Genomic DNA, 20224 nt, shown 5'->3' with positions numbered 1-20224 from the left:
TCCATTCCGACGGGAGCGCGCCACCGGCTGAACGTGTCTCCAAAGTTCCTATCGGGCCGGTTCGGCCCAACATCATTCCGATCTACGGCGCCCAGTAAATCTGCACCGGCGACGCGGCGCGGCGCAGCATCGCGCGGATCGGCATGTCCTTCTCGTCGCCGGCTTCTTCGGCCTTGGCGAGAACCGTCTTCTTGCCTTCGCCTTCGATGTGCAGCACCAGAAGCCGCGCATCCTGGAGGCTGGCAAAAGTAAAGGTCAGCCGGGTTTCGCCGGCACCCTCGGCTTCCATCGTGATCACGCCGCGCGGCGTTGCCGGATCGATGGCGCGCGCGAGCTGCGATCCACCCGGGAAGAACGATGCAGTGTGCCCGTCCGTTCCCATGCCGAGGATCGCCACATCGAACGGTGCACCGATCTTCGCCGTTTCCCGGCTTGCGAGATCAGCCGCGGCCTCCGCTGTCGGGGCTGCCTGGTAGAGCGGCAGGAAAGTTGCTGCAGCGGCCTTGTCCTGAAGCAGGTTGGCCGCCACGAGGCCATGGTTGGAGCGGTCGCTTTCCGGCGGCACGAAGCGTTCGTCGACCAGCGTCACCGTCACCTTGTCCCAGGCGATGTCCTTCTTCGAAAGCGCCTGGAAGAATGCCTTGGGCGTGGAGCCGCCGGAGACGGCGATGCTTGCGGAGCCGCGTGCGGCGACACCGGCAGAAAGAGCGCTGCTGACCGCATCGGCAAGGCCCTGCGCCAGTGCTGCGCCGTTTTCGAATGTATGAAGCTTAGACGTCATCGGCGCACCTATATCGCGTCGTTCCAGGTCCGGCCGTCACGCTCGATCAGCGCGATCGACTGGCTCGGACCCCAGGTGCCGGCGGTGTAGCCCTGAACCTGCTGCCCGGTTTCTTCCCAGGCCTTCAGGATCGGATCGACCCACTTCCATGCGGCCTCGACCTCGTCGCGGCGAACGAACAGCGTCTGGTTGTTGCGGATGACGTCGAAGAGCAGCCGCTCATAGGCGTCCGCATTGCGCACGGCGAAGGCTTCGGCAAAGCTCATGTCCAGCGAGACGCTGCGCAGGCGCATGCCGCCCGGGCCCGGATCCTTGATCATCAGCGACTGCTTCACGCCTTCGTTCGGCTGCAGGCGGATGACCAGTTGATTGGCCGAGATGCGGCCGGCATTGTTGTCGAAGATCGAATGCGGGATCTGCTTGAAGGTGATGACGATTTCCGACATGCGACCGGCAAGGCGCTTGCCGGTGCGGATGTAGAAAGGCACGCCGGCCCAGCGCCAGTTGCTGACTTCCGCCTTGATCGCCACAAAGGTCTCGGTGTTCGAAACGCCGCCTTCGAGTTCTTCGAGGTAGCCCTTGACCGGGCCGCCGGCCGAAGCGCCGGCGCGGTACTGGCCGCGCACCGTCACCTGCTCGACATTCGACGAGGTGATCGGCTTCAGCGCGCGCAGAACCTTGAGCTTCTCGTCGCGCACCGCTTCGGCGTCCATCGAGGTCGGCGCTTCCATGGCGACGAAGCAGACGAGCTGCAGGATGTGGTTCTGCACCATGTCGCGCAGCGCGCCGGCCTTGTCGTAGTAGCCGGCGCGATTTTCAAGGCCGACGGCTTCCGACACGGTGATCTGCACGTGGTCGATATGGGCGGAGTTCCACAGCGGCTCGTAGAGCGCGTTGGCAAAGCGCAGCGCCATCAGGTTCTGCACCGTCTCCTTGCCGAGATAGTGGTCGATGCGGAAGATCTGCTCTTCGCGGAAAACCTTGCCGATCGTGTCGTTGAGTTCGGTCGCAGAGGCGAGGTCGCGGCCGATCGGCTTTTCGACGACGATGCGGGTGTTCTTGGTAATCAGCTTGTGATCGCGGATGCGCTCGGAGATGTCGCCGAAGATCGCAGGGCCGACGGCGAGATAGAAGGCGCGGATGCGCTCCTTGCCCTCTTCGAGGATCTTCTTCAGCGAGTCCCAACCCTGGTCGGACTTGGCGTCGACGGAGACGTAGAACAGGCGTGCAGCGAACTTCGCGACTTCCTCTTCCTTGTACTCTTCCGCCTTCAGATGTTCCTTCAGAGCATCGACGGCAAACTTGCGATAGTCCTCATGGCTGAGTGCCGCGCGCGAGGCGCCGATGATGCGCGTCGGCTCGGTGATCTGGCCTTCCAACTGGCGGTGATAGAGCGCCGGCAACAGCTTGCGCTCCGCAAGATCGCCGGTGCCCCCGAACACCACATAGTCAAATGGTTCGACGGGGATGATCTGGCTGCTCATGGGATATCTCGATCTGTTCAGGTCAGGGGCACATATAATCTAATCGATTTAAAGGCGCTAGAGTGCGGCGCAATAAAATGCCGCCGCAAGCGTTTTTCAAAACCTGTCGCGTAATGCGTACCAGCTAAGCGCGAAGAAGAGAAGGGCGGAGCGGAACCGGGTTCCGCCCGGAAAAGCCGGGATTTTCAGAGCCTTCAAGAGGTCGAGCTCGGTGTCCTTGCCGAGCGCCAGGTCCGCATAGAGCTTGCCGCAATAGTTGGAGAGCATCACACCGTGGCCGGAATAGCCGCCGATCGAGGTGACGCCCGGCATGACCTCGCGACAAAAGGGGGTGCGCGGCATGGTGATACCGACGGAGCCGCCCCAGGCGTGGGTGATCTCGACATTGGCGAGCTGCGGGTAGATCTCGCTGATCTGCCGGCGGATATGGGTGGAGATGTCGCGCGGATTGTCGGCCGTATAGGCTTCGCGGCCGCCGAACAGCAGCCGACCATCCCGCGACTTGCGGAAGTAGCGCACGACGAAGCGCGAATCGTCGACCGATTCGCCGCCGGGAATGACATCAGGGTGGTCCGAAAGCACCGTCGTCGCGCCGATGAAGGAACGGATCGGCATGACGTGGCTGGCGCTCACCGGCTCCAGGTTGCCGATATAGGCATTGCAGGCGACGAGAACGCGGTCGGCGGTGATGGTGCCGCGGTCGGTGGCAATGACGATCGCGCCACCCTGGCGGTCGATTTTCAGGGCCTTGGTCTGCTCGAAAAGGTTGGCGCCGGCAAGCGCTGCCTGTTTCGCAAGGCCGACCAGCAGCTTCATGGGGTGGATATGGCCGGTGCCGGCATCGCGAATGCCGAAGTGGTAGTGGTTCGATCCGAGCCGGCTTGCTGTTTCCTCGCGCTCCATGAAAGTCAGATGCGGATAGCCGAAGCGCGCCGCCATCGCTTCGGCATGGTCGCGATAGTCTTTTTCGAGGCTTTGCTTGTGCCCGACCGAGAGCTGGCCTGGCACGAATTCGATGTCGATCCCGTTCCCGTTCGCGAAGTCGAGCACGTAACGCTTGGCGTTCTCGGCCATGTCGAACAGTGCCTGCGCCCGCTCATGGCCGAGGCTTTCCTCCGTCTCATCCGCCCAGGCGCGCTGACCTGTGCCAAACTGGCCGCCATTGCGGCCAGAGGCGCCGTCGCCGAAGCGGCAGGCGTCGATCAGGGTGACGTCGACGCCTTGCTTGGCAAGGTTGTAAGCCGCCTGCAATCCCGTATAGCCGCCGCCCACGATCGCGACATTGGCTTTCCGCGATCCCGGCATGGCCGGATACTCCGGTCGGTCCGGAACCGTCGCCTCATACCAGGAATAACCGGGCGAGATCGGGCTTTGCCAGGACATGGAGAACCTCTGAGGTCAGACGTTGAGAAGCAGGAATTCGCGCTCCCAGGGACTGATGACCTGCATGAAGGTCTCGAACTCGCCGCGTTTGACGCCGGCATAGATGGCGATGAACTCCGGGCTCAGCACCTCGGCCAGCGACGGTGCCGATTCCAGTAGGGCCACGGCTTCGAGCAGGCCGCGGGGCAGGTCGATCTCGCCCTCGTTGGCCGTGTCCTCGGTCGGCGCCGTCGGTTCGCGCTGTTCGATGATGCCGAGATAACCGCAGGCAAGCGAGGCCGCGAGCGCCAGATAGGGATTGGCATCTGAACTCGGCAGCCGGTTCTCGATACGCCGGGCGACCGGCTCCGACACCGGGATGCGGAAGGCGGTGGTGCGGTTGTCGTAACCCCAGGCGGTGTTGACCGGCGCCGACATGTCAGGCGTCAGTCGGCGGAAGGAATTCACATAGGGCGCCATCATCACAAGCGTGCGCGGCACATAGTGCTGCATGCCGCCAATGAAGTGGAAGAATTCCTTCGATGCGGAACCGTCCGGGTTGGAGAACAGGTTGCGGCCGGTGTTGATCTCGACCACCGACTGGTGAATGTGCATCGCCGAGCCCGGCTGGCCCTGCATGGGCTTCGCCATGAAGGTGGCGTAGATGCCGTGTTTCAGCGCCGCCTCGCGGATGGTGCGCTTGAACAGGAAGACCTGGTCGGCCAGCTCGATCGGATCGCCATGGCGCAGGTTGATCTCCAGCTGCGCCGGCCCTTCTTCGTGGATCAGCGTATCGATCTCGAGACCCTGCTTCTCCGAGAAGTGGTAGATGTCGTCGATCAGTTCGTCGAATTCGTTGATGCCGGCGATCGAATAGCCCTGGCCGCCGAGAATCGAGCGACCGGAGCGGCCTTTCGGTGGATGCAGGGGATAATCCGGATCGTCATTGGTGGCGACGAGGTAGAATTCGATCTCGGGTGCTACGACCGGCTTCCAGCCTTTCTGCTTGTAGAGATCGACCACGCGCTTCAGCACGTTGCGCGGCGTGTAGCTGATCTGTTCGCCCTGCGAGCCGACGATGTCGCAGATCACCTGCGCCGTCGGGTCGGTCTCCCAGGGTACGACCGAAAGGGTCGAGAGATCGGGCACGAGCTTGATGTCGCTGTCGCGGGAATCGTAGCGGAACTGGCCGGTTTCGTCTGGATATTCGCCCGAGATCGTGTGGCGATAGACGGCGGACGGCAGCGCCAGCGAGGTATTGGAGGTGAACTTCGAGGTCGGCATCATCTTGCCGCGCGGAACGCCGGCAAGATCGGGCGTGATGCATTCGACGTCTTCGATGCCGCGGATCTTGAGCCAGTCCGTGGCTTCCTTCCAGGTCTTTACACCTCGGAGGGAGTGGAGTGCGGGAGGTATTTTCGAAGTTTTGCTGATTTTCGTTGTTTGTTGGGCAGCACTTCTCTTGGAGGGCATAAATCACCGGTTTTGGCTTCGGATAGCGCATCATAACCACAGATTGGCAATTGGCTAGATGGGCTTGATCATTGACTTTGTGCTTTGCCCCCGGAATGGAAGGACAAACGAGCGGAGTGTTTCGTGGCTGAAAAGACAGATGTGATCATCATTGGCGCCGGTGCCGCCGGCATGATGTGCGCCATCGAGGCGGGCAAGCGCGGCCGCCGAGTGGCCGTGCTCGACCATGCCAAGGCGCCGGGCGAAAAGATCCGCATCTCCGGCGGCGGCCGCTGCAATTTCACGAACATCCATGCGGGCCCAAAGAACTTCCTGTCGGCCAACCCGCATTTCTCAAAGTCGGCGCTGGCGCGCTACACCCCGCGCGATTTCCTGGCTCTTGTCGAAAAGCATGGCATAGCCTGGCACGAAAAGACCCTCGGCCAACTCTTCTGCGACCATTCGGCGAAAGACATCATCAAGATGCTGCTTTCCGAAATGCGTGACGTGCATGCCGATCTTCGCCTCGAAACGACGATCGAGAGTGTCGAGCGCCATGGTGCCGGTTTTCGCGTGATGACGGGCGAGGGGCCGATCGAGGCGCAGTCGCTGGTCGTTGCCAGCGGCGGCAAGTCGATCCCGAAGATGGGGGCGACCGGGCTTGCCTACCGGATCGCCGAGCAGTTCGGTCTCGGGCTCATAGAAACGCGGCCCGGTCTCGTGCCGCTGACGCTCGACCCGGCGCAGCTCGAAGCGATCGGGGAACTGGCCGGCGTTGCCGCAGATGCGGAAGCGCGGTCCGGCAAGACGGCATTCCGCGAGGCGGTGCTGATCACCCATCGCGGCCTAAGCGGCCCTGCGATCCTGCAGATATCCTCCTATTGGCGCGAAGGGCAGGAGATCGTGCTCAGGCTGATGCCCGACATCGACATTGCCGCGATCCTGAAAGAAATCCGCCGCACCCACGGCAAACAGGCGGTGCAGACGGCGCTCGGCGATATCCTGCCGCGGCGGCTGGCACAGTTTTTCGCCGACGGCGCAAAGCTGACCGGGCGCCAGCTTGCCGACCTCTCGGATAAGGCCATCAATCAGCTTGCTACCTCGATCCAGGCCTGGACCATCAAGCCAGCCGGTTCGGAAGGCTACCGGACGGCCGAAGTTACGCTTGGCGGCGTCGATACCAACGGGCTCGACTCCAAGACAATGCAGGCCAAGGCGGTGCCGGGGCTCTGTTTTATCGGTGAGTGCGTCGATGTGACCGGATGGCTCGGCGGCTACAATTTCCAATGGGCCTGGGCATCGGGCTTTGCGGCCGGCCAGGACGCCTGATCTCCCCGCTTTTGGCGGATCGAGCTTCAGTGATTGTTAATGTATCTCGCCGAACCTTTATCCTTGTCGGCACAGCCGGCAGTTGGTGGATCGGATTGTCGCGTAAACGGAAATAACACTGTTTCTAATTTTTTGACTTTCTTCCGCCACGGCATGGCTGCAATATAACTGTGACAGGCAATGCGGGGTCATCCGGACCGAACGTTGCCGGTCAATGTGACAAGGACAGGATGCCATGAACCAAATCCGCCGCCGTCCCCGCGCCATCGCGATCGCCCGCACCGATGAAAGCCGTCAGCAGAAGGCCGTGCTCACGCGCCTCGCCTTGATTGCATTCTTTGCCGTTGCTGCCCTCGCAGCCCTCCCGGCTCTTTGGTTCTGAGTTCAGGGGATCGGCCCTGAGCGGCCGTCTCTCGGGCGCATTTGACGCGTCCGCGCACGCCTACGGATTTTCTGTCGCGGGCGGAACGCGCTTATACAAATTTTAATCGTTCAAAACAGATAGTGTGACGATGTGAGTTTCGTCAGGTTCACGTTGCCGAGGAGTGGCGCCGTGGATCCGCAATGATTGCCGACGGACTGGCGGTGTGCGCCGCATGATTTTTCGAAAAACATCAGCCTGTTTGCGCATCGGGTGGCTCTCGATCGTTCGCACATTCACGCCTTGTCGTTGAGTGCGAAGACGTAGTGAGCCGTCGGGGGAGGCGAATGCGAGCTGCGAGCCAAGGTGTTTTCCATGTTCATCGATAGAATTCTTGCCCGCTTCAAGATCCAGACGAAGGTGCTGTTTTTCATCCTGCCCTTCGTCGTCAGCATCTGTGCCGTCGGTATCACCGGCCTCTATGCATCCGGCCTGCTTCAGGGACGCATGGAGATTTCCAACAGCGTGTTGCAGACCTTGAGCGGCTTCAAGGATGTCTATGCGGGCATGAACGCCTTCCTGCATTCGACAACCGAAGAAACACGTGATGCCGTGCAGTCGACGATCTCGGCGCAGAAGGACGTGCTCGCCGATACCGCTGCACAGGTTGCCGGCCAGAACGGCCAGGACGAATTGAAGGCGGCGATCGCGGCGACCAGCGACATCGAGGCCCGCATTGGCGGCCTTTGGACGCTGCACGTTGGCGAGCAGGACTTGCGCACGGCAATGAGCTCGAACCTCGACGCCTTGCTGATCGAGCGCGCCAAGATCAATGAAGAGTCGAACCGCCTGCAATACGCCGTTCGCAAGAGCGAGAACGCCGCCAAGACCATGCTGCGCGAAGCCGAAAAGCTGATGCGCGCAAGCCGCTTCTTCAACGAGTTCGGCACCGAAGTGAGCAAGGCGATCACCGTCGAGGAGAAGCTGAAGGCGGTCAAGGAACGCTTCCCGATGATCGGCCGCACCGAGCGTGACATCTTCCGCCTGCTGCCGAAGGACGAAAAGTCGCTCACCGAGACCATCACCTCGGCTTCGAGCGAGATCGGCTCGATCCTCAAGGCGCCCGCCGGACCGGAAACACTTGCCGGCATTTCCAAATATGTCGACCGCTTCCGCACTGCGAGCTTCCGCCTGGAAGCGGCTTCCGTCGGCAAGATGCGCGACGCCACGCGGATTTTCGCCGAACTCGACGAACAGATCGTCACGACGGAATCGGTTCTGACCGCTACCCGCAGGCTGTCGTCGTCGATCACCGATATCCAGATTTCCGCCGCCACCTTCATGGGGCAGACGAACGAGGGCAATCGCCAGAAGCTGCTCGACAAGTCGCTCGCCGTTCAGCAGAACATGGCGACGCTTCGCGGTGTCGCAAGCGACGGCGCCTCCTTCGACAAGATCGCCGACACGCTGATGCCGATCCTGACCGCGATGAAGAAAGATGCCGCAGCGCTCGTCGAAATCACGGTCAAGCGCACCGCAGACTTCGACGCCGCCGGACAATCGATCAACCAGATCTGGACCGATCTCACCGAATTTGCCGAACAGCAGAAGGTTGCCGCCGGGACCGAGCGCAACGAGGCGAACCAGATCTCGGTTGCCGCCACCGTTGCAGGCGTCGTCATCGCGCTTCTGGCCGGCATCGCGCTGACGCTGACGCTGAAGAAGCCGATCGGTCAGATCACCGCGGCGATGCGTCGTCTCGCCGATGGCCGCCTCGACACGACGATCGATGGCGACGGTCGTCGCGACGAAATCGGCGACATGGCCCGTGCGCTCGGCGTGTTCAAGGAGAACGCGCTCTCCAAGGTCCGCATCGAAGCGGAAAGCGAGGAGCAGCGCAGCCGCGCCGAAATCGAGCGTAGCCGTAACGACCAGGAAAAGCGCGAGCTCGATCGCCAGATCGATCTCGCCGTCAGCGAGCTTGCCGCTGGCCTCGGCCGCCTGGCCCAGGGCGACCTGTCGCGCCAGATCGACGTGCCGTTCCATGGTCGCCTCGAACAGCTTCGCCAGGACTTCAACGGTTCGCTGATCCGCCTGCAGGACACGCTCGCCCAGATCCGCGCCAATGCGCAGGCGATCCAGGAGAGCGGCTCCAGCATGCACCATGCGGCAGATTCGCTGTCGAAGCGCACGGAGGCCCAGGCCGCCTCCCTCGAAGAGACGGCGGCCGCCGTCGACCAGATCACCGTCACCGTCCGTTCCTCGGCCGAGCGTGCCGGCGAAGCCAACCATGCGGTGATCCAGACGAAACGCAGCGCCGATAGCTCGGCGACCGTCGTCACCAACGCGATCGCCGCCATGGGACGCATCGAGGAGGCCTCGCGCCAGATCGAGCAAATCATCGAAGTGATCGACGACATCGCCTTCCAGACCAACCTCCTGGCGCTGAACGCCGGCATCGAGGCGGCACGGGCGGGTGAAGCCGGAAAGGGCTTTGCCGTCGTCGCCCAGGAAGTGCGTGAACTGGCCCAGCGCTCGGCAGAAGCTGCGCGCGAGATCAAGGGCTTGATCAACAAGTCGACCAACGAGGTCAATGCCGGCTCGCACCTGGTCAAGGAAACCGGCGAAGTGCTGGCCTCGATCAGCGCCCAGATCGTCACGGTCAGCCAGCACGTCGAGATGATCGCAACTGCCAGCCGCGACCAGGCCGTGGCGCTCAACGAGGTCAACGGCTCAGTCAACCAGATGGACCAGATGACGCAGCAGAACGCCTCGATGGTGGAAGAGGCGACGGCGACGAGCCGCGCGCTCTCAAACCAGGCCGACACGCTGATGATGCTGGTCGAGCAGTTCCGGCTGGAGCCGGCGGCGGAAGACTACGACAACTACCGGGCGGCCTGAGGCGTGCGGTAGACGGTTTCGCTGGCGGCAGGCAACGCCGCCAGCCGAAAGCACGGCAACCGGTGCCGTGCGACATAACAAGGGCAGGGGCTAACATTGCACCGCGTGGCCGCAGGGCTTCGCGGTGCTTTTTTTATCGGCGTAGAGGCCGCTCTTGCGTCGCTTGGTGACCGCGGCCGCGAGTGTTGTGAAGGTCCGACGTAGAAGGCCGGGCGGTTTCGGATCGAAATCTTCGTCCCAGCGGCGCGTTTTCAGGGCCATGTCGGCGATGTAGACCATTGCCATCATTTCCATCGTGATGCTCCTTAGTTGATGGGCATCACTTCTTTTATGCAGCAAAACTAGTTTTACATACATCGGATATCGCTCTATGTTTTTCACCGATGAAAGACATGGATTGGGATATCTATCGCTGTTTCATGAGCGTGGCGCGCGCTGGTGGGCTCACCGGAGCGGCGCAGGCGCTAGGCTCCAGCCCGGCGACCGTTGGCCGGCGGATGCTGGAACTCGAGGAGCGCACGGGCCGCGCGCTGTTTCTGCGCAGCCAGACCGGCTACCAGCTTACCGGCGATGGTGAACTGCTGTTCGAGCAGCTTCAGGAAATGGAATCGGCGGCGCGCCGGGTCGAGAGCTGGCGGCAGGAAGGCGAGGGCGTAACGGTCCGCATCACCGTCGGTACCTGGATCGCCTGGCTGCTGGCGGAGAACTTTCCGGCGCTCTGCACCGAAAGGGACGGCTTCAGCCTCGCGATCACGGTCGGCGAAACACGCGCCAGCCTCGCCTATCGCGAGACCGATATCGGCATCCGCGCCTTCGAGCCCGAGGAGGCCTATCTGGCGGCAAGTCCGGTCGGCGACGTCGCCTATGCCGCCTATCGTCAAAAGAACGCGCCGTCGGGCGCGAGCGCGCGATGGGCGGCCGTCGGCGAGGAGGAGGCGATCTCCGCCTATCTGCGCTGGCCGCACGAGCAGATGAAGGGGGGCTGGGAGGGGCGGATCGTCGCCACGGTCACGCGAGCCGCGCTCGCTGCTCGATCTCGCCCGCGCCGGCGCCGGCTGTGCGGTGCTTCCCTGTTTCGTCGGCGATCTCGATCCGATGCTGGAGCGCGCCGGCGAGGAGATCCCGGCGCTCCGGCACCGGCAATGGATCGTCATGAACAATGAGGATCGGCACCGCAAGGAAATACGAACGGTTGTCGACCGCATGACCAGGCTGTTGCGCAGTCACGTGGACATCTTTGCCGGAAAGCGACCGCGCCGCAGCTGAGGCGGAGCAAGGACTGAACCCTGCTGCTGGGAACGCTGCCGCCGTGGTCTTTTTTGTATATGGGTCAGCGCATCAGCAGCTTGACGAGTGCCGCCTGCGAGTTGACCCGGGTCTTGGCGTAGATGCTTTTGAGCTGCGTCCGGATCGTCTCATAGCTGACGCCGTTGGCCTGCGACATTTCCTTCAGCGTCAGGCCGGCGGCGATACCGCAGGCGATGCGGATTTCGGCGGGGGTCAGACCATAATTGTCCTTCAGATGGTCGTGCCTGAGATCGCCGAGCAGCGACGTCGCAGGCTCGACCAGAACCGCCACAGTCGGTCCGTCGAGAAGTTCGGTAAAGATGCTGGCGCTTCGCCGCACCAAGGTAATGCGGAAGGCGCCGTGCTCCGCAGTCCTGACGACACGCAGTTGCGGCTGTGCCGGTGCGCCGACCGGCGAGGCCAGAAGCTCGAGCGCCGCATTGGTTTCCGGTTCGTCCATGAACAGGCGGCCGTTGACCGCGACCCGGAACGGTGAGCCGTTCGCCGCCATTCGCTCGGCGTTGTGGTTCATCGAGCGGATGCGCAGATTGCCGCCCACATAAATCACGCCGACGCCGATCGTATCGAGCAGGGTCCGGCCCTCATGCTGCTCGGCCATCATCAGGTCGCGCCGCCGCAGGAAGTCGAAGGCGCGCTTCAGGTGAGGCGCGAGAAGCGTGTATTGATCGGCCGCCTGCTGGTTGAGTTCCGCGTTCGTCGACGAGGTGCAGGTCGACACGAGCAGGGTCCGCGTCGGGCTGCGCACGATGGTCACGCCGACGGTGGTCTCGCTGCCGGTCTGGCGCTTCAGCCAGTCATTGTAGAATTCCGATTTCATCAGCTCCGAGCGCGAGACGATATGCTCGCCGGAGAGACCGCGGCCCACCGGCACGAGAACCGATTTCGGTATCCAGGGATTGATCGCCGCGAAGTGATTGTTGAACTGGTCGATGGCATCAGAGGTAAAGCCGGAGACATAGGGCACGCACGACGCTGGCGCTGTGAGGTCATGATAGTGGAGCGCAGAGCATCCATCGGGCATGGTCGTCGTCAGCCGGTCGAGAAAATCCTGCCAGCCGCAATCGCCAAAGGCGGCGCCGTAGATCAGCTCCGTCAGTTCGGCGGTATCTGCAGGTTTCGTCGAACGATACATGCGTGCCTTTGTCTAAGACAGGTATGACTAATATAGTCAGGCATCACGGGTTCGATCAACCTGAAATAGCGGAGACAAGCATTCGTTGCGTGCGCTGCCATCCTGACAACGCAGAATAGCCGGCAAAGAGCCGGCTATTCCAATTTCTCCCACTTTCAACCGGTTTCGGTGAAATCAACTTTTGGTTGCTCTCACGCTCGCGGCCACAGCTGTGTGGCGGAGCGCTAGCGGCGACAGCAGGATCGCCGCGAACAGCGTTGTGGCGAGCATCATGGCCGGCCCTGGGTGACGATAACCGGGATCAGCAGGTCGCCCCAGTTGCCTTCGCCGCCGTGGTGGCGGGCGGAGCGCACGAGCTCGACCGAAACGCCGGCATCGACGGCCTTCATGACGGACTGGTTGAGGCGGTGCAGGTCGTTGGCGACCATGCGGATTGCCGCCTGCTGGTCCGGGGTCATCGCCGAAGACTGTTCCTCGGCCCGTTCCTTGACGCGTGTCTGGACTGTCATTGGACTTCTCCTTGAGGTTCGAGGCTGGAGGTGCTTGCGGTTTTCCGCCCGCATCCATTTCACTTACGAGGGGTCGGCAGGAGCGCAGCGGGCAGGGATTGCCACGCTCCCGCCGGGCTTTCACTCTGCGGCCGGGCGGAACTGGTCGTGCTCGGTCGATTCCTTCATGGCGGTCGTCGAGGACTGGCCTCCGGTGATCGCCATCGAAACGGCGTCGAAGTAGCCGGTGCCGACTTCGCGTTGATGCTTGGTCGCGGTGTAGCCGTTGACCTCGGCGGCGAATTCCGCCTCCTGCAGCTCCGAATAGGCGGCCATCTGCCGCGCCTTGTATCCGCGCGCCAGTTCGAACATGCCGAAGTTCAACTGGTGGAAGCCGGCAAGCGTGATGAACTGGAACTTGTAGCCCATCGCGCCCAGCTCTCGCTGGAACTTGGCGATCGTCGCGTCGTCGAGGTTCTTTTTCCAGTTGAACGACGGCGAGCAATTGTAGGCGAGCAGCTTGCCCGGATGCGCCTTTTGTACGCCCTCTGCGAACTTGCGGGCCTGTTCCAGGTCCGGCTTGGAGGTCTCACACCAGATCAGGTCGCAATGCGGCGCATAGGCGATGGCGCGGGCAATGCAGGGCTCAAGCCCGTTCTTCACCTGGTAGAAGCCTTCGACCGTGCGGCCGGCATCGTAGTCGACGAAGGGGCGATCGCGCTCGTCGATGTCGGAGGTGAGCAACTTTGCCGCTTCCGCATCGGTGCGGGCGATGACCAGCGTCGGCGTGCCCATGACGTCGGCGGCAAGCCGTGCCGCGTTCAGGTTGCGGATATGGGCTGCCGTCGGGATCAGCACCTTGCCGCCGAGATGGCCGCACTTCTTTTCCGAAGCAAGCTGGTCCTCGTAGTGGACGCCGGCAGCGCCCGCCTCGATGAAGGCCTTCATGATCTCGAAGGCGTTGAGCGGACCGCCGAAACCGGCTTCGGCGTCAGCGACGATCGGTGCGAACCAGGTGTCAACCGAAAGGCCCTTGCCTTCTGAGGTCTCGATCTGGTCGGCGCGCTGCAGCGTGCGATTGATGCGCTTGGCAAGCTCAGGCGCGGCATTGGCCGGATAGAGCGACTGGTCCGGATACATTGCCGAAGCGGTGTTGACATCGGCTGCGACCTGCCAGCCGGAGAGGTAGATCGCCTTCAGGCCGGCGCGCACCATCTGCATGGCCTGGTTGCCCGAAAGTGCGCCGAGCGCGTTGACGAAGTCGTCTTCGTGAATGAGTTTCCACAAGCGGTTCGCGCCCATTTCGGCCAGCGAATAGCGGATCTCGACCGACCCGCGCAGCCGCTTCACGGTCTCTGCGGTATAGGGGCGATCGACGCCATCGAAGCGGCCTTGCGGTGCGCTGGGAACGAGCTTGTAAAAATCAGTCATTACTTCCTCCTGTCAAAATCAAACACCCATTCGACTTTTGTCGTATGGCGACTTGTGTTTCGAGTTCATGTGACAGTTTTTACATTGCGCTGCGGTATTCGGCTATTGGAAACGGTGGTTTGCAGAGATCAAAAGGGTTATCTTGTCTTGCCTTTGACAGGGCGGCGAAGTAAATTTGTAAAAAATGTAAAGCGCCCTTCGTTGAGCGGATTGTAAAGGTAGTTACAAATGGCCGAGAACAAGATCTTTGCCGGCCCGCGGGTCAGGCGCATTCGCAACGGCCTGTCGCTGACGCAGACGGCCATGGCCGAGGCCCTCGGTATCTCGCCGTCCTATCTCAATCTGATCGAGCGCAACCAGCGGCCGCTGACGGTGCAGCTGCTTTTGAAGCTTGCCTCGGTCTACAAGGTCGACCTCGACGAGTTGCAGGGCGAAACCGGCGGCAGCCTCACGCAATTGCGCGAGGTTTTCGCCGATCCACTGCTGTCGGCCGAGCTGCCGGGAGAGCAGGAGCTGATCGAGGTGGCGGAAGCGGCCCCCAACGCTGCCGGCGGCGTCGTCAAGCTCTATCGCGCCTATCGCGAGCAGGCAGCGCGCCTCAAGGACTTGGCTGACCTCCTGGCGGGGCAGGGGCACATGGAGGCGCTTTCGGGCACACGGTTGCCGATGGACGAGGTACGCGAGACCTTCGAGGGGCGGCCGAATTATTTTGCCGGCATCGAGGCGGCGGCGGAAGCCTTCCACGAGGCGCTCTCGCCGGGTGATGATCTCATCGGCGCGCTCAAGGCCTGGCTGAAGAAGGAGCATGGCCTCGTCGTGCGCAGCCTGCCGGTCCATGCCATGCCGAACCTGCGCCGGCGCTTCGACAGGCACTCCATGCGTCTCTTCGTTTCCGAGCGGCTGTCGCCCTACGACCAGTTGCGCGAGATCGCGATGGAGGCCGTGTCGATTGCCTGCCACGAGGCGATTACGGCCGAGCTTGGGGCGTTACGGCTTTCGACCGCGGAGGCACGCCGTATCGCTCGCTTCGAGCTGGCGCGCTATGGCGCGCATGCGCTGATGATGCCCTATGCTGCGTTCCTAGCCGCCGCACAACGGGCGAAGTACGACATCGATGTCCTGCGCGCCCGTTTCCAGGTCTCCTTCGAACAGGCGGCCAACCGGCTGACCATGCTGCAACGGCCGGGCGCCCAAGGGCTGCCGTTCTTCCTGATGGAGATCGACAATGCCGGCCACCGCTTGCGGAGGGCGGGCGCATCGGGCTTCCCTCAGGCAAAGTTCGGCGGTGGCTGTCCCAAGCTCAATATCCATGCCGCCTTCTCAGTGCCGGGCCAGCTTCTGGTCGATCGTGTCGAGATGCCCGACGGCGCTGCATTCTTGACCATCGCACGCACGCTGGAGGGTCCGCAGGCGGCGTTCCACGAGCGCGTCCGGCGCACAGCCCTGCTTCTAGGCTGCGAAGCTTCGTTTGCCGACGAGACCGTCTACGGTTCGGTGCTGCTGCCGGCGGTCGAAATCGGTGCCGGCTGTCGGCTCTGCGAGCGCCAGGGCTGCCTGGCGCGTGCCGAGCCGCCCGTTACCCGGCCGCTCGGACTTGATGAGATGGCGACCGGGCTCAGCGTTTTCGATTTTCAGTAGCTGACGGGGTGCTGGTTGGGCAGAAGCGGCGCATTCGCGGCAAAGCATTCCGCCGGTAGCCCGGTAGTATAGCCGCGGGTGATATGGGCCGTGTCCGCATAGGCCTTGTTGCGCATCAGGATCGCGTGCAGCTCCGGTAGATTGTAGAACGGCACACCGGGATACAGATGGTGCTCCAGGTGGTAGTTGATGTTGTGGGGCGCGAAGAACAGCTTCTCCCAGGCGTGCGGATAGACGGTGCGTGAGCTCGTCAGTTCGTCGCTATAGTCCATGCTGCCGAAATGCTCGGCGACGCTGCGTATATAAAGGAACAGGCAGAAGAAGGTGAGGAACGGCACCACCCAGTAGAGCGCCACTTCCCGCCAGATGCCGAAGAGCGTGAAGATCGCGGCGGCGGCGACGTAGAAGCCGACGCGCAGCAGCTTGTACTGCAGCGTTGAACGGTCGTTCTTGCCCATGCGTTTGGCCATATGCAGCATGTCGCGCAGCGAATTGACCGCGACGAGGTAACCGAGCAATTGCGTGACGCCGCGCGCAACCTTTTGCGGAAAGGTGAATTGCGGCATGCCGAGCTTCGCTGTCCAGTCCGGATCCTCGTCGCTATTGGCGTGCTGATGGTGGGCGAGATGGTTCTGGCGGTAGCCATCGACCGTGGCCAGCACCGGCCAGGCGAGCAGCAGGTCGCTCATCCAGTCGCTGAGTTTCCGGTTGCGGATGATGCGATAGTGCGCCGCATCGTGGATCATGCAGCCGAGCGCATGCATGCGTCCGGCGATCAGCACCACGGCAATCAGGTAGACGAAGACATTGCCGAAATACTCGCTGACGGCGATGGCTGCTGCGATCATCGCCCAGTCGAATGCGATTGCCGCAAGGGCCTTTTGCGGCTCGAGCACCGACAGGCGCTTCAACTGCTTCGGATCGATCCTGCGGCTTTTCCCGCCGACGATCTGCTCACCCATGACGACACCTGAGATCCTGAACCGCAACTGTCGGGAAAATCGCATGGCGATCATGGTTAATCAATCGTAAATAGCGGTCCGTACAGAGGCGGCAAAGCTATGGTTAACGGTGCCGCCGCGGCCGGGTCGAAGGCGACAGGCTGAAAGCAAGGCGCCATAAGTGCCCGTTTTTCTTCGACTTGTGAAACTGATGAGCCCACAGGGCGGCGCTTCTTATCGGCACGAAAGCGCTTGAGGTTATCGAGAAAGATGCCTAACCTCCGGCCTGAACGAAGCGGATTGGACGGTGTCCCGGCGTGCCGGGCCCGATACGAAAAAACCAAGAGGGGAGTTGTATGTCCAAGCTCATCGTCACAACCCTGGCGGCAGCCGTTCTGGCCGGCTCGACCATGCTGGCCTCGGCGCAGGAGCGCGTGGTCAACGTCTACAACTGGTCGGACTATATCGACAGCAGCATTCTGGAAGATTTCACCAAGGAGACCGGCATCAAGGTCGTCTACGACGTCTTCGATTCCAACGAGATCCTGGAGACGAAGCTGCTTGCAGGTGGCTCCGGCTACGACGTGGTGGTGCCGACGGCAACCTTCCTGCAGCGGCAGATCGCCGCGGGCGTGTTCCAGAAGCTCGACAAGTCGAAGCTGCCGAACCTTTCCAATATGTGGGACGTGATCATGGAGCGTACGGCCAAGTACGATCCGGGCAACGACTATGCCATCGACTACATGTGGGGCACCACCGGCATCGGCTACAATGTCGACAAGATGAAGGCGATCCTCGGCACGGACGAGAAGCCCAACTGGGACGTCATCTTCAAGCCGGAACTGGCGGCGAAGTTCAAGGATTGCGGCATCCACATCCTCGATTCCCCGACCGACGTGATGCCTTCGGCGCTCGCCTATCTCGGCCTCAACCCGGATAGCCACGAGGCGGCCGATCTCGAAAAGGCGGCTGAGCTGCTGGCGAGCATCCGCCCCAATGTGCGCAAGTTCCATTCCTCGGAATACATCAACGCGCTCGCCAACGGCGACATCTGCCTTGCAATCGGCTTTTCCGGCGACGTCTTCCAGGCCCGCGACCGTGCGGCCGAAGCCAAGGCTGGTGTGACCGTCGACTACGCGATCCCGTCCCAGGGCGCGCAGATGTGGTTCGACATGCTTGCGATCCCGGCTGATGCACCGCACGTCGAGGAGGCGCACGCCTTCCTCAACTACATGATGAAGCCCGAGGTCGTCGCCAAGGCATCGAACTATGTCTTCTACGCCAACGGCAACAAGGCCTCGCAGCAGTTCCTCGACAAGGCCGTCATGGAAGATACCGCCATCTACCCGACGGAAGAGGTGATGCAGAAACTGTTCACGGTGACGCCCTTCGAGGCGAAAGAACAGAGGGTATTGACCCGTCTCTGGACAAAGGTCGTAACCGGCCAGTAAGAGCGGAAAACGAATTGCCCGGACCTCAAAATCCGGGCAATTTTCTTAAGGGGGCACCGGGGAAAACGAGAGTGCCCATCGGCTGTATCATTCGGGGATAGATGATGAAGTCTCTCGGCAGTATCCGGCGGTCCTTTGCCCCTTGGGCGGATCCCGCTTCCAAGCCATTCATTTCCTTCAAGAACGTGACCAAGCGGTTCGGCGATTTCACCGCCGTCGACGACCTTTCGCTGGATATCTACACGCGCGAGTTCTTTGCGCTGCTCGGTGCGTCCGGCTGCGGAAAGTCGACGCTTCTGCGCATGCTCGCCGGCTTCGAACAGCCGACGTCGGGCGAGATCATTCTCGACGGACAGAGCCTGGCCGGCATTCCGCCCTACAGGCGTCCGGTCAACATGATGTTCCAGTCCTACGCGCTCTTCCCGCATATGAACGTGGAGAAGAACATCGCCTTCGGCCTGAAGCAGGATGGCATGCCGAAGGCGGATATTGCCGAGCGCGTCGCCCAGATGTTGAAGCTGGTGAAGCTCGAAAAGTTCTCCCAGCGCAAGCCGCACCAGCTTTCGGGCGGTCAGCGCCAGCGTGTCGCGCTTGCCCGCTCACTTGCCAAGCGGCCGAAGGTGCTGCTCCTCGACGAACCGCTCGGCGCGCTCGACAAGAAGCTGCGCGAGGAGACCCAGTTCGAACTGATGGATCTGCAGCAGGAACTCGGTCTCACCTTCGTCGTCGTCACCCACGACCAGGAAGAGGCAATGACCATGGCCGACCGCATCGCGGTGATGAGCCACGGCAAGGTCATTCAGGTGGCGACGCCTGCCGAAATCTACGAGGCGCCGAACTCCCGTTTCGTCGCGGACTTCATCGGCGACGTCAACATTTTCGAGGGCGCTGTTTCCGGCGCCGAGGGCGGCTATGTGCGCCTTGAGGGCACCAACGGTTTCCCGATCCGCATGGCATCGCCCGAGACGCCGGCTGCCGGCGGCAAGTCCGCCGTCGCCGTCCGCCCGGAAAAGATCCGCGTCAGCCGCCAGCCGCCGGCGCACGCGCCCGTCAACACCGTTCAGGGCGAAATCTGGGACATCGGTTATCTCGGCGACATGACCGTCTTCCACGTGCGCCTGAAGGACGGACGCGTGATCAAGGCCTCGTCGCTCAACGCGGTGCGCGCGGTCGAGGATCCGCTCGGCTACGACCAGGAGGTCTGGGTTTCCTTCGGCGAAGACGCCGGCGTCGTTCTGAAGGATTGAGGCCATGACCCGTGTCGCATCCGCCCTCTTCAGCCGCCTCGTCATCATCATCCCCTATGCCTGGCTGCTGTTCTTCTTCCTGATCCCCTTCTTCATCGTCTTCCGCATCTCGCTGTCGCAGACGGCGGTGGCCATGCCACCCTATACGCCGGTCTTCGATCTCTTCGGCGGCCTGTCCGGCATCCTTGAAAAGGCGCGGGAATTCTCCTTTGACAACTACGTCTGGCTGACGGAAGACGTCCTCTACTTCAACGCCTATGTGTCGAGCGTCATCATCGCGGGCGTCTCGACCGTGCTGACGCTGCTGATCGCCTATCCGGTTGCCTACGGTATGGCGAAAGCGCCGAAGACCATTCGCCCGACGTTGCTGATGCTGGTGATCCTGCCCTTCTGGACGAGCTTCCTGATCCGCGTCTACGCCTGGATCGCGATCCTCAAACCCGAGGGGCTGCTCAACCAGTTCCTGATGAGCATCAACGTCATCGACCAGCCGCTGATCATCCTCAACACCAATTGGGCGATCTATATCGGCATCGTCTATTCCTATCTGCCCTTCATGGTGCTGCCGATCTATTCGTCGCTTGAGAAGATGGATCACACCCTGACGGAGGCCGCGCTCGACCTCGGCTGCACGCCGTTTACCGCCTTCTGGCGCGTGACGTTCCCGCTGTCGCTGGCGGGCGTCGTCGCCGGCTGCCTGCTGGTCTTCATCCCAGCCGTCGGCGAATTCGTTATCCCCGACCTGCTTGGCGGTTCGGAAACGCTGATGATCGGCAAGACGCTCTGGAACGAGTTCAACGCCAACCGCGACTGGCCGGTCTCTTCGGCCGTGGCGACGATCCTGCTTCTGATCCTGGTGTTGCCGATCGTCTACTTCCAGAACGCCCAGGCCAAAGCCGACAGCGAGGGGAGGTAGGA

The 20224-nt window shown here is 62.2% G+C and carries 16 protein-coding genes and 1 pseudogene; 8 read left to right on the top strand and 9 right to left on the bottom strand.

Annotation, left to right across the window (positions count from 1 at the left end):
* Positions 1 to 82: 82 nt before the first annotated feature.
* The 4 genes from pgl to OVA00_RS15885 form a co-directional block, all read right to left on the bottom strand.
* Positions 83 to 781: a 6-phosphogluconolactonase gene (gene pgl / locus OVA00_RS15900; protein WP_060601914.1), complete on the bottom strand. Its 699-nt coding sequence runs from the start codon at positions 779 to 781 to the stop codon at positions 83 to 85.
* 8 nt (positions 782 to 789) lie between these two features.
* On the bottom strand, positions 790 to 2265 hold the full coding sequence (gene zwf / locus OVA00_RS15895; protein WP_060516507.1) for a glucose-6-phosphate dehydrogenase: 1476 nt from the start codon (positions 2263 to 2265) through the stop codon (positions 790 to 792).
* Positions 2266 to 2361: 96 nt separating this feature from the next.
* A complete protein-coding gene (locus OVA00_RS15890; RefSeq protein ID WP_112975982.1) occupies positions 2362 to 3648 on the bottom strand; it encodes an NAD(P)/FAD-dependent oxidoreductase in 1287 nt (428 codons plus the stop codon).
* 15 nt (positions 3649 to 3663) lie between these two features.
* Positions 3664 to 5100, bottom strand: coding sequence for a glutamine synthetase family protein (locus OVA00_RS15885; protein ID WP_034800800.1), 1437 nt, complete (start codon positions 5098 to 5100; stop codon positions 3664 to 3666).
* 123 nt (positions 5101 to 5223) lie between these two features.
* On the opposite strand from OVA00_RS15885, the gene OVA00_RS15880 reads away from it, so the two are divergent.
* The 3 genes from OVA00_RS15880 (at position 5224) to OVA00_RS15870 (ending at position 9670) form a co-directional block, all read left to right on the top strand.
* Positions 5224 to 6408, top strand: a complete 1185-nt coding sequence (locus tag OVA00_RS15880; protein WP_268089305.1) for an NAD(P)/FAD-dependent oxidoreductase — start codon at positions 5224 to 5226, stop codon at positions 6406 to 6408.
* Between the two features lie 235 nt (positions 6409 to 6643).
* Positions 6644 to 6790, top strand: coding sequence for a hypothetical protein (locus tag OVA00_RS15875; protein WP_089044690.1), 147 nt, complete (start codon positions 6644 to 6646; stop codon positions 6788 to 6790).
* Positions 6791 to 7144: 354 nt separating this feature from the next.
* Positions 7145 to 9670, top strand: a complete 2526-nt coding sequence (locus tag OVA00_RS15870; RefSeq protein WP_034800805.1) for a methyl-accepting chemotaxis protein — start codon at positions 7145 to 7147, stop codon at positions 9668 to 9670.
* 90 nt (positions 9671 to 9760) lie between these two features.
* Here OVA00_RS15870 and OVA00_RS15865 read toward each other — a convergent pair whose 3' ends face one another.
* The gene (locus OVA00_RS15865; protein ID WP_113554017.1) at positions 9761 to 9964 is read right to left on the bottom strand and encodes a hypothetical protein; all 204 of its coding nucleotides are present in this window, start codon (positions 9962 to 9964) and stop codon (positions 9761 to 9763) included.
* 89 nt (positions 9965 to 10053) lie between these two features.
* Between OVA00_RS15865 and OVA00_RS15860 the strand changes: the two are divergent.
* Positions 10054 to 10936 (top strand): annotated as a pseudogene (locus OVA00_RS15860) (LysR family transcriptional regulator).
* A gap of 64 nt (positions 10937 to 11000) precedes the next feature.
* On the opposite strand, the gene OVA00_RS15855 reads toward OVA00_RS15860, so the two are convergent.
* The 3 genes from OVA00_RS15855 to aceA all read right to left on the bottom strand — a co-directional run bounded on the left by OVA00_RS15855 (position 11001) and on the right by aceA (position 14029).
* On the bottom strand, positions 11001 to 12110 hold the full coding sequence (locus tag OVA00_RS15855; RefSeq protein ID WP_113554019.1) for a helix-turn-helix transcriptional regulator: 1110 nt from the start codon (positions 12108 to 12110) through the stop codon (positions 11001 to 11003).
* Between the two features lie 269 nt (positions 12111 to 12379).
* Positions 12380 to 12619, bottom strand: coding sequence for an SMc00767 family acetate metabolism repressor (locus OVA00_RS15850; protein ID WP_034800815.1), 240 nt, complete (start codon positions 12617 to 12619; stop codon positions 12380 to 12382).
* A gap of 120 nt (positions 12620 to 12739) precedes the next feature.
* Positions 12740 to 14029 carry an isocitrate lyase gene (gene aceA, locus OVA00_RS15845; RefSeq protein WP_268089304.1) on the bottom strand — a complete coding sequence of 430 codons (1290 nt, stop codon included), beginning with the start codon at positions 14027 to 14029 and terminating at the stop codon, positions 12740 to 12742.
* Positions 14030 to 14257: 228 nt separating this feature from the next.
* Here aceA and OVA00_RS15840 point away from each other — a divergent pair, with 228 nt between their 5' ends.
* Complete coding sequence (locus OVA00_RS15840) at positions 14258 to 15667, top strand: helix-turn-helix domain-containing protein (RefSeq protein WP_060601926.1); 1410 nt, start codon at positions 14258 to 14260, stop codon at positions 15665 to 15667.
* Here OVA00_RS15840 and OVA00_RS15835 read toward each other — a convergent pair.
* A complete protein-coding gene (locus OVA00_RS15835; protein ID WP_268089303.1) occupies positions 15661 to 16629 on the bottom strand; it encodes a fatty acid desaturase family protein in 969 nt (322 codons plus the stop codon). The two genes, OVA00_RS15840 and OVA00_RS15835, sit on opposite strands and share 7 nt — an antisense overlap.
* A 335-nt stretch (positions 16630 to 16964) precedes the next feature.
* Here OVA00_RS15835 and OVA00_RS15830 point away from each other — a divergent pair, with 335 nt between their 5' ends.
* The 3 genes from OVA00_RS15830 to OVA00_RS15820 all read left to right on the top strand — a co-directional run bounded on the left by OVA00_RS15830 (position 16965) and on the right by OVA00_RS15820 (position 20222).
* The gene (locus OVA00_RS15830; RefSeq protein WP_034800823.1) at positions 16965 to 18059 is read left to right on the top strand and encodes a polyamine ABC transporter substrate-binding protein; all 1095 of its coding nucleotides are present in this window, start codon (positions 16965 to 16967) and stop codon (positions 18057 to 18059) included.
* A gap of 104 nt (positions 18060 to 18163) precedes the next feature.
* Complete coding sequence (locus OVA00_RS15825; RefSeq protein WP_034801375.1) at positions 18164 to 19306, top strand: ABC transporter ATP-binding protein; 1143 nt, start codon at positions 18164 to 18166, stop codon at positions 19304 to 19306.
* 4 nt (positions 19307 to 19310) lie between these two features.
* Positions 19311 to 20222 (top strand): ABC transporter permease subunit, encoded by a 912-nt coding sequence (locus tag OVA00_RS15820; protein ID WP_034800826.1) that lies wholly within the window; start codon positions 19311 to 19313, stop codon positions 20220 to 20222.
* The last annotated feature ends 2 nt before the right edge of the window (positions 20223 to 20224 follow it).

It is taken from the genome of Ensifer sp. SL37 (genome assembly GCF_026672675.1).
Lineage (GTDB): Bacteria > Pseudomonadota > Alphaproteobacteria > Rhizobiales > Rhizobiaceae > Ensifer > Ensifer adhaerens.
The sequence above is the reverse complement of the archived record's forward strand: the minus strand, read 5'-3'. Positions and strand labels throughout refer to the sequence as shown.

What these genes read in the sequence shown, in the direction of transcription:
- OVA00_RS15885 (WP_034800800.1), bottom strand. Translation starts at nt 5,100, where the DNA reads ATGCCCTCCAAGAGAAGTGCTGCCCAACAAACAACGAAAATCAGCAAA.
- zwf (WP_060516507.1), bottom strand. Translation starts at nt 2,265, where the DNA reads ATGAGCAGCCAGATCATCCCCGTCGAACCATTTGACTATGTGGTGTTC.
- OVA00_RS15830 (WP_034800823.1), top strand. Translation starts at nt 16,965, where the DNA reads ATGTCCAAGCTCATCGTCACAACCCTGGCGGCAGCCGTTCTGGCCGGC.
- OVA00_RS15825 (WP_034801375.1), top strand. Translation starts at nt 18,164, where the DNA reads ATGAAGTCTCTCGGCAGTATCCGGCGGTCCTTTGCCCCTTGGGCGGAT.
- OVA00_RS15865 (WP_113554017.1), bottom strand. Translation starts at nt 9,964, where the DNA reads ATGGAAATGATGGCAATGGTCTACATCGCCGACATGGCCCTGAAAACG.
- OVA00_RS15870 (WP_034800805.1), top strand. Translation starts at nt 7,145, where the DNA reads ATGTTCATCGATAGAATTCTTGCCCGCTTCAAGATCCAGACGAAGGTG.
- OVA00_RS15850 (WP_034800815.1), bottom strand. Translation starts at nt 12,619, where the DNA reads ATGACAGTCCAGACACGCGTCAAGGAACGGGCCGAGGAACAGTCTTCG.
- OVA00_RS15890 (WP_112975982.1), bottom strand. Translation starts at nt 3,648, where the DNA reads ATGTCCTGGCAAAGCCCGATCTCGCCCGGTTATTCCTGGTATGAGGCG.
- OVA00_RS15835 (WP_268089303.1), bottom strand. Translation starts at nt 16,629, where the DNA reads ATGGGTGAGCAGATCGTCGGCGGGAAAAGCCGCAGGATCGATCCGAAG.
- aceA (WP_268089304.1), bottom strand. Translation starts at nt 14,029, where the DNA reads ATGACTGATTTTTACAAGCTCGTTCCCAGCGCACCGCAAGGCCGCTTC.
- OVA00_RS15875 (WP_089044690.1), top strand. Translation starts at nt 6,644, where the DNA reads ATGAACCAAATCCGCCGCCGTCCCCGCGCCATCGCGATCGCCCGCACC.
- OVA00_RS15840 (WP_060601926.1), top strand. Translation starts at nt 14,258, where the DNA reads ATGGCCGAGAACAAGATCTTTGCCGGCCCGCGGGTCAGGCGCATTCGC.
- OVA00_RS15855 (WP_113554019.1), bottom strand. Translation starts at nt 12,110, where the DNA reads ATGTATCGTTCGACGAAACCTGCAGATACCGCCGAACTGACGGAGCTG.
- pgl (WP_060601914.1), bottom strand. Translation starts at nt 781, where the DNA reads ATGACGTCTAAGCTTCATACATTCGAAAACGGCGCAGCACTGGCGCAG.
- OVA00_RS15820 (WP_034800826.1), top strand. Translation starts at nt 19,311, where the DNA reads ATGACCCGTGTCGCATCCGCCCTCTTCAGCCGCCTCGTCATCATCATC.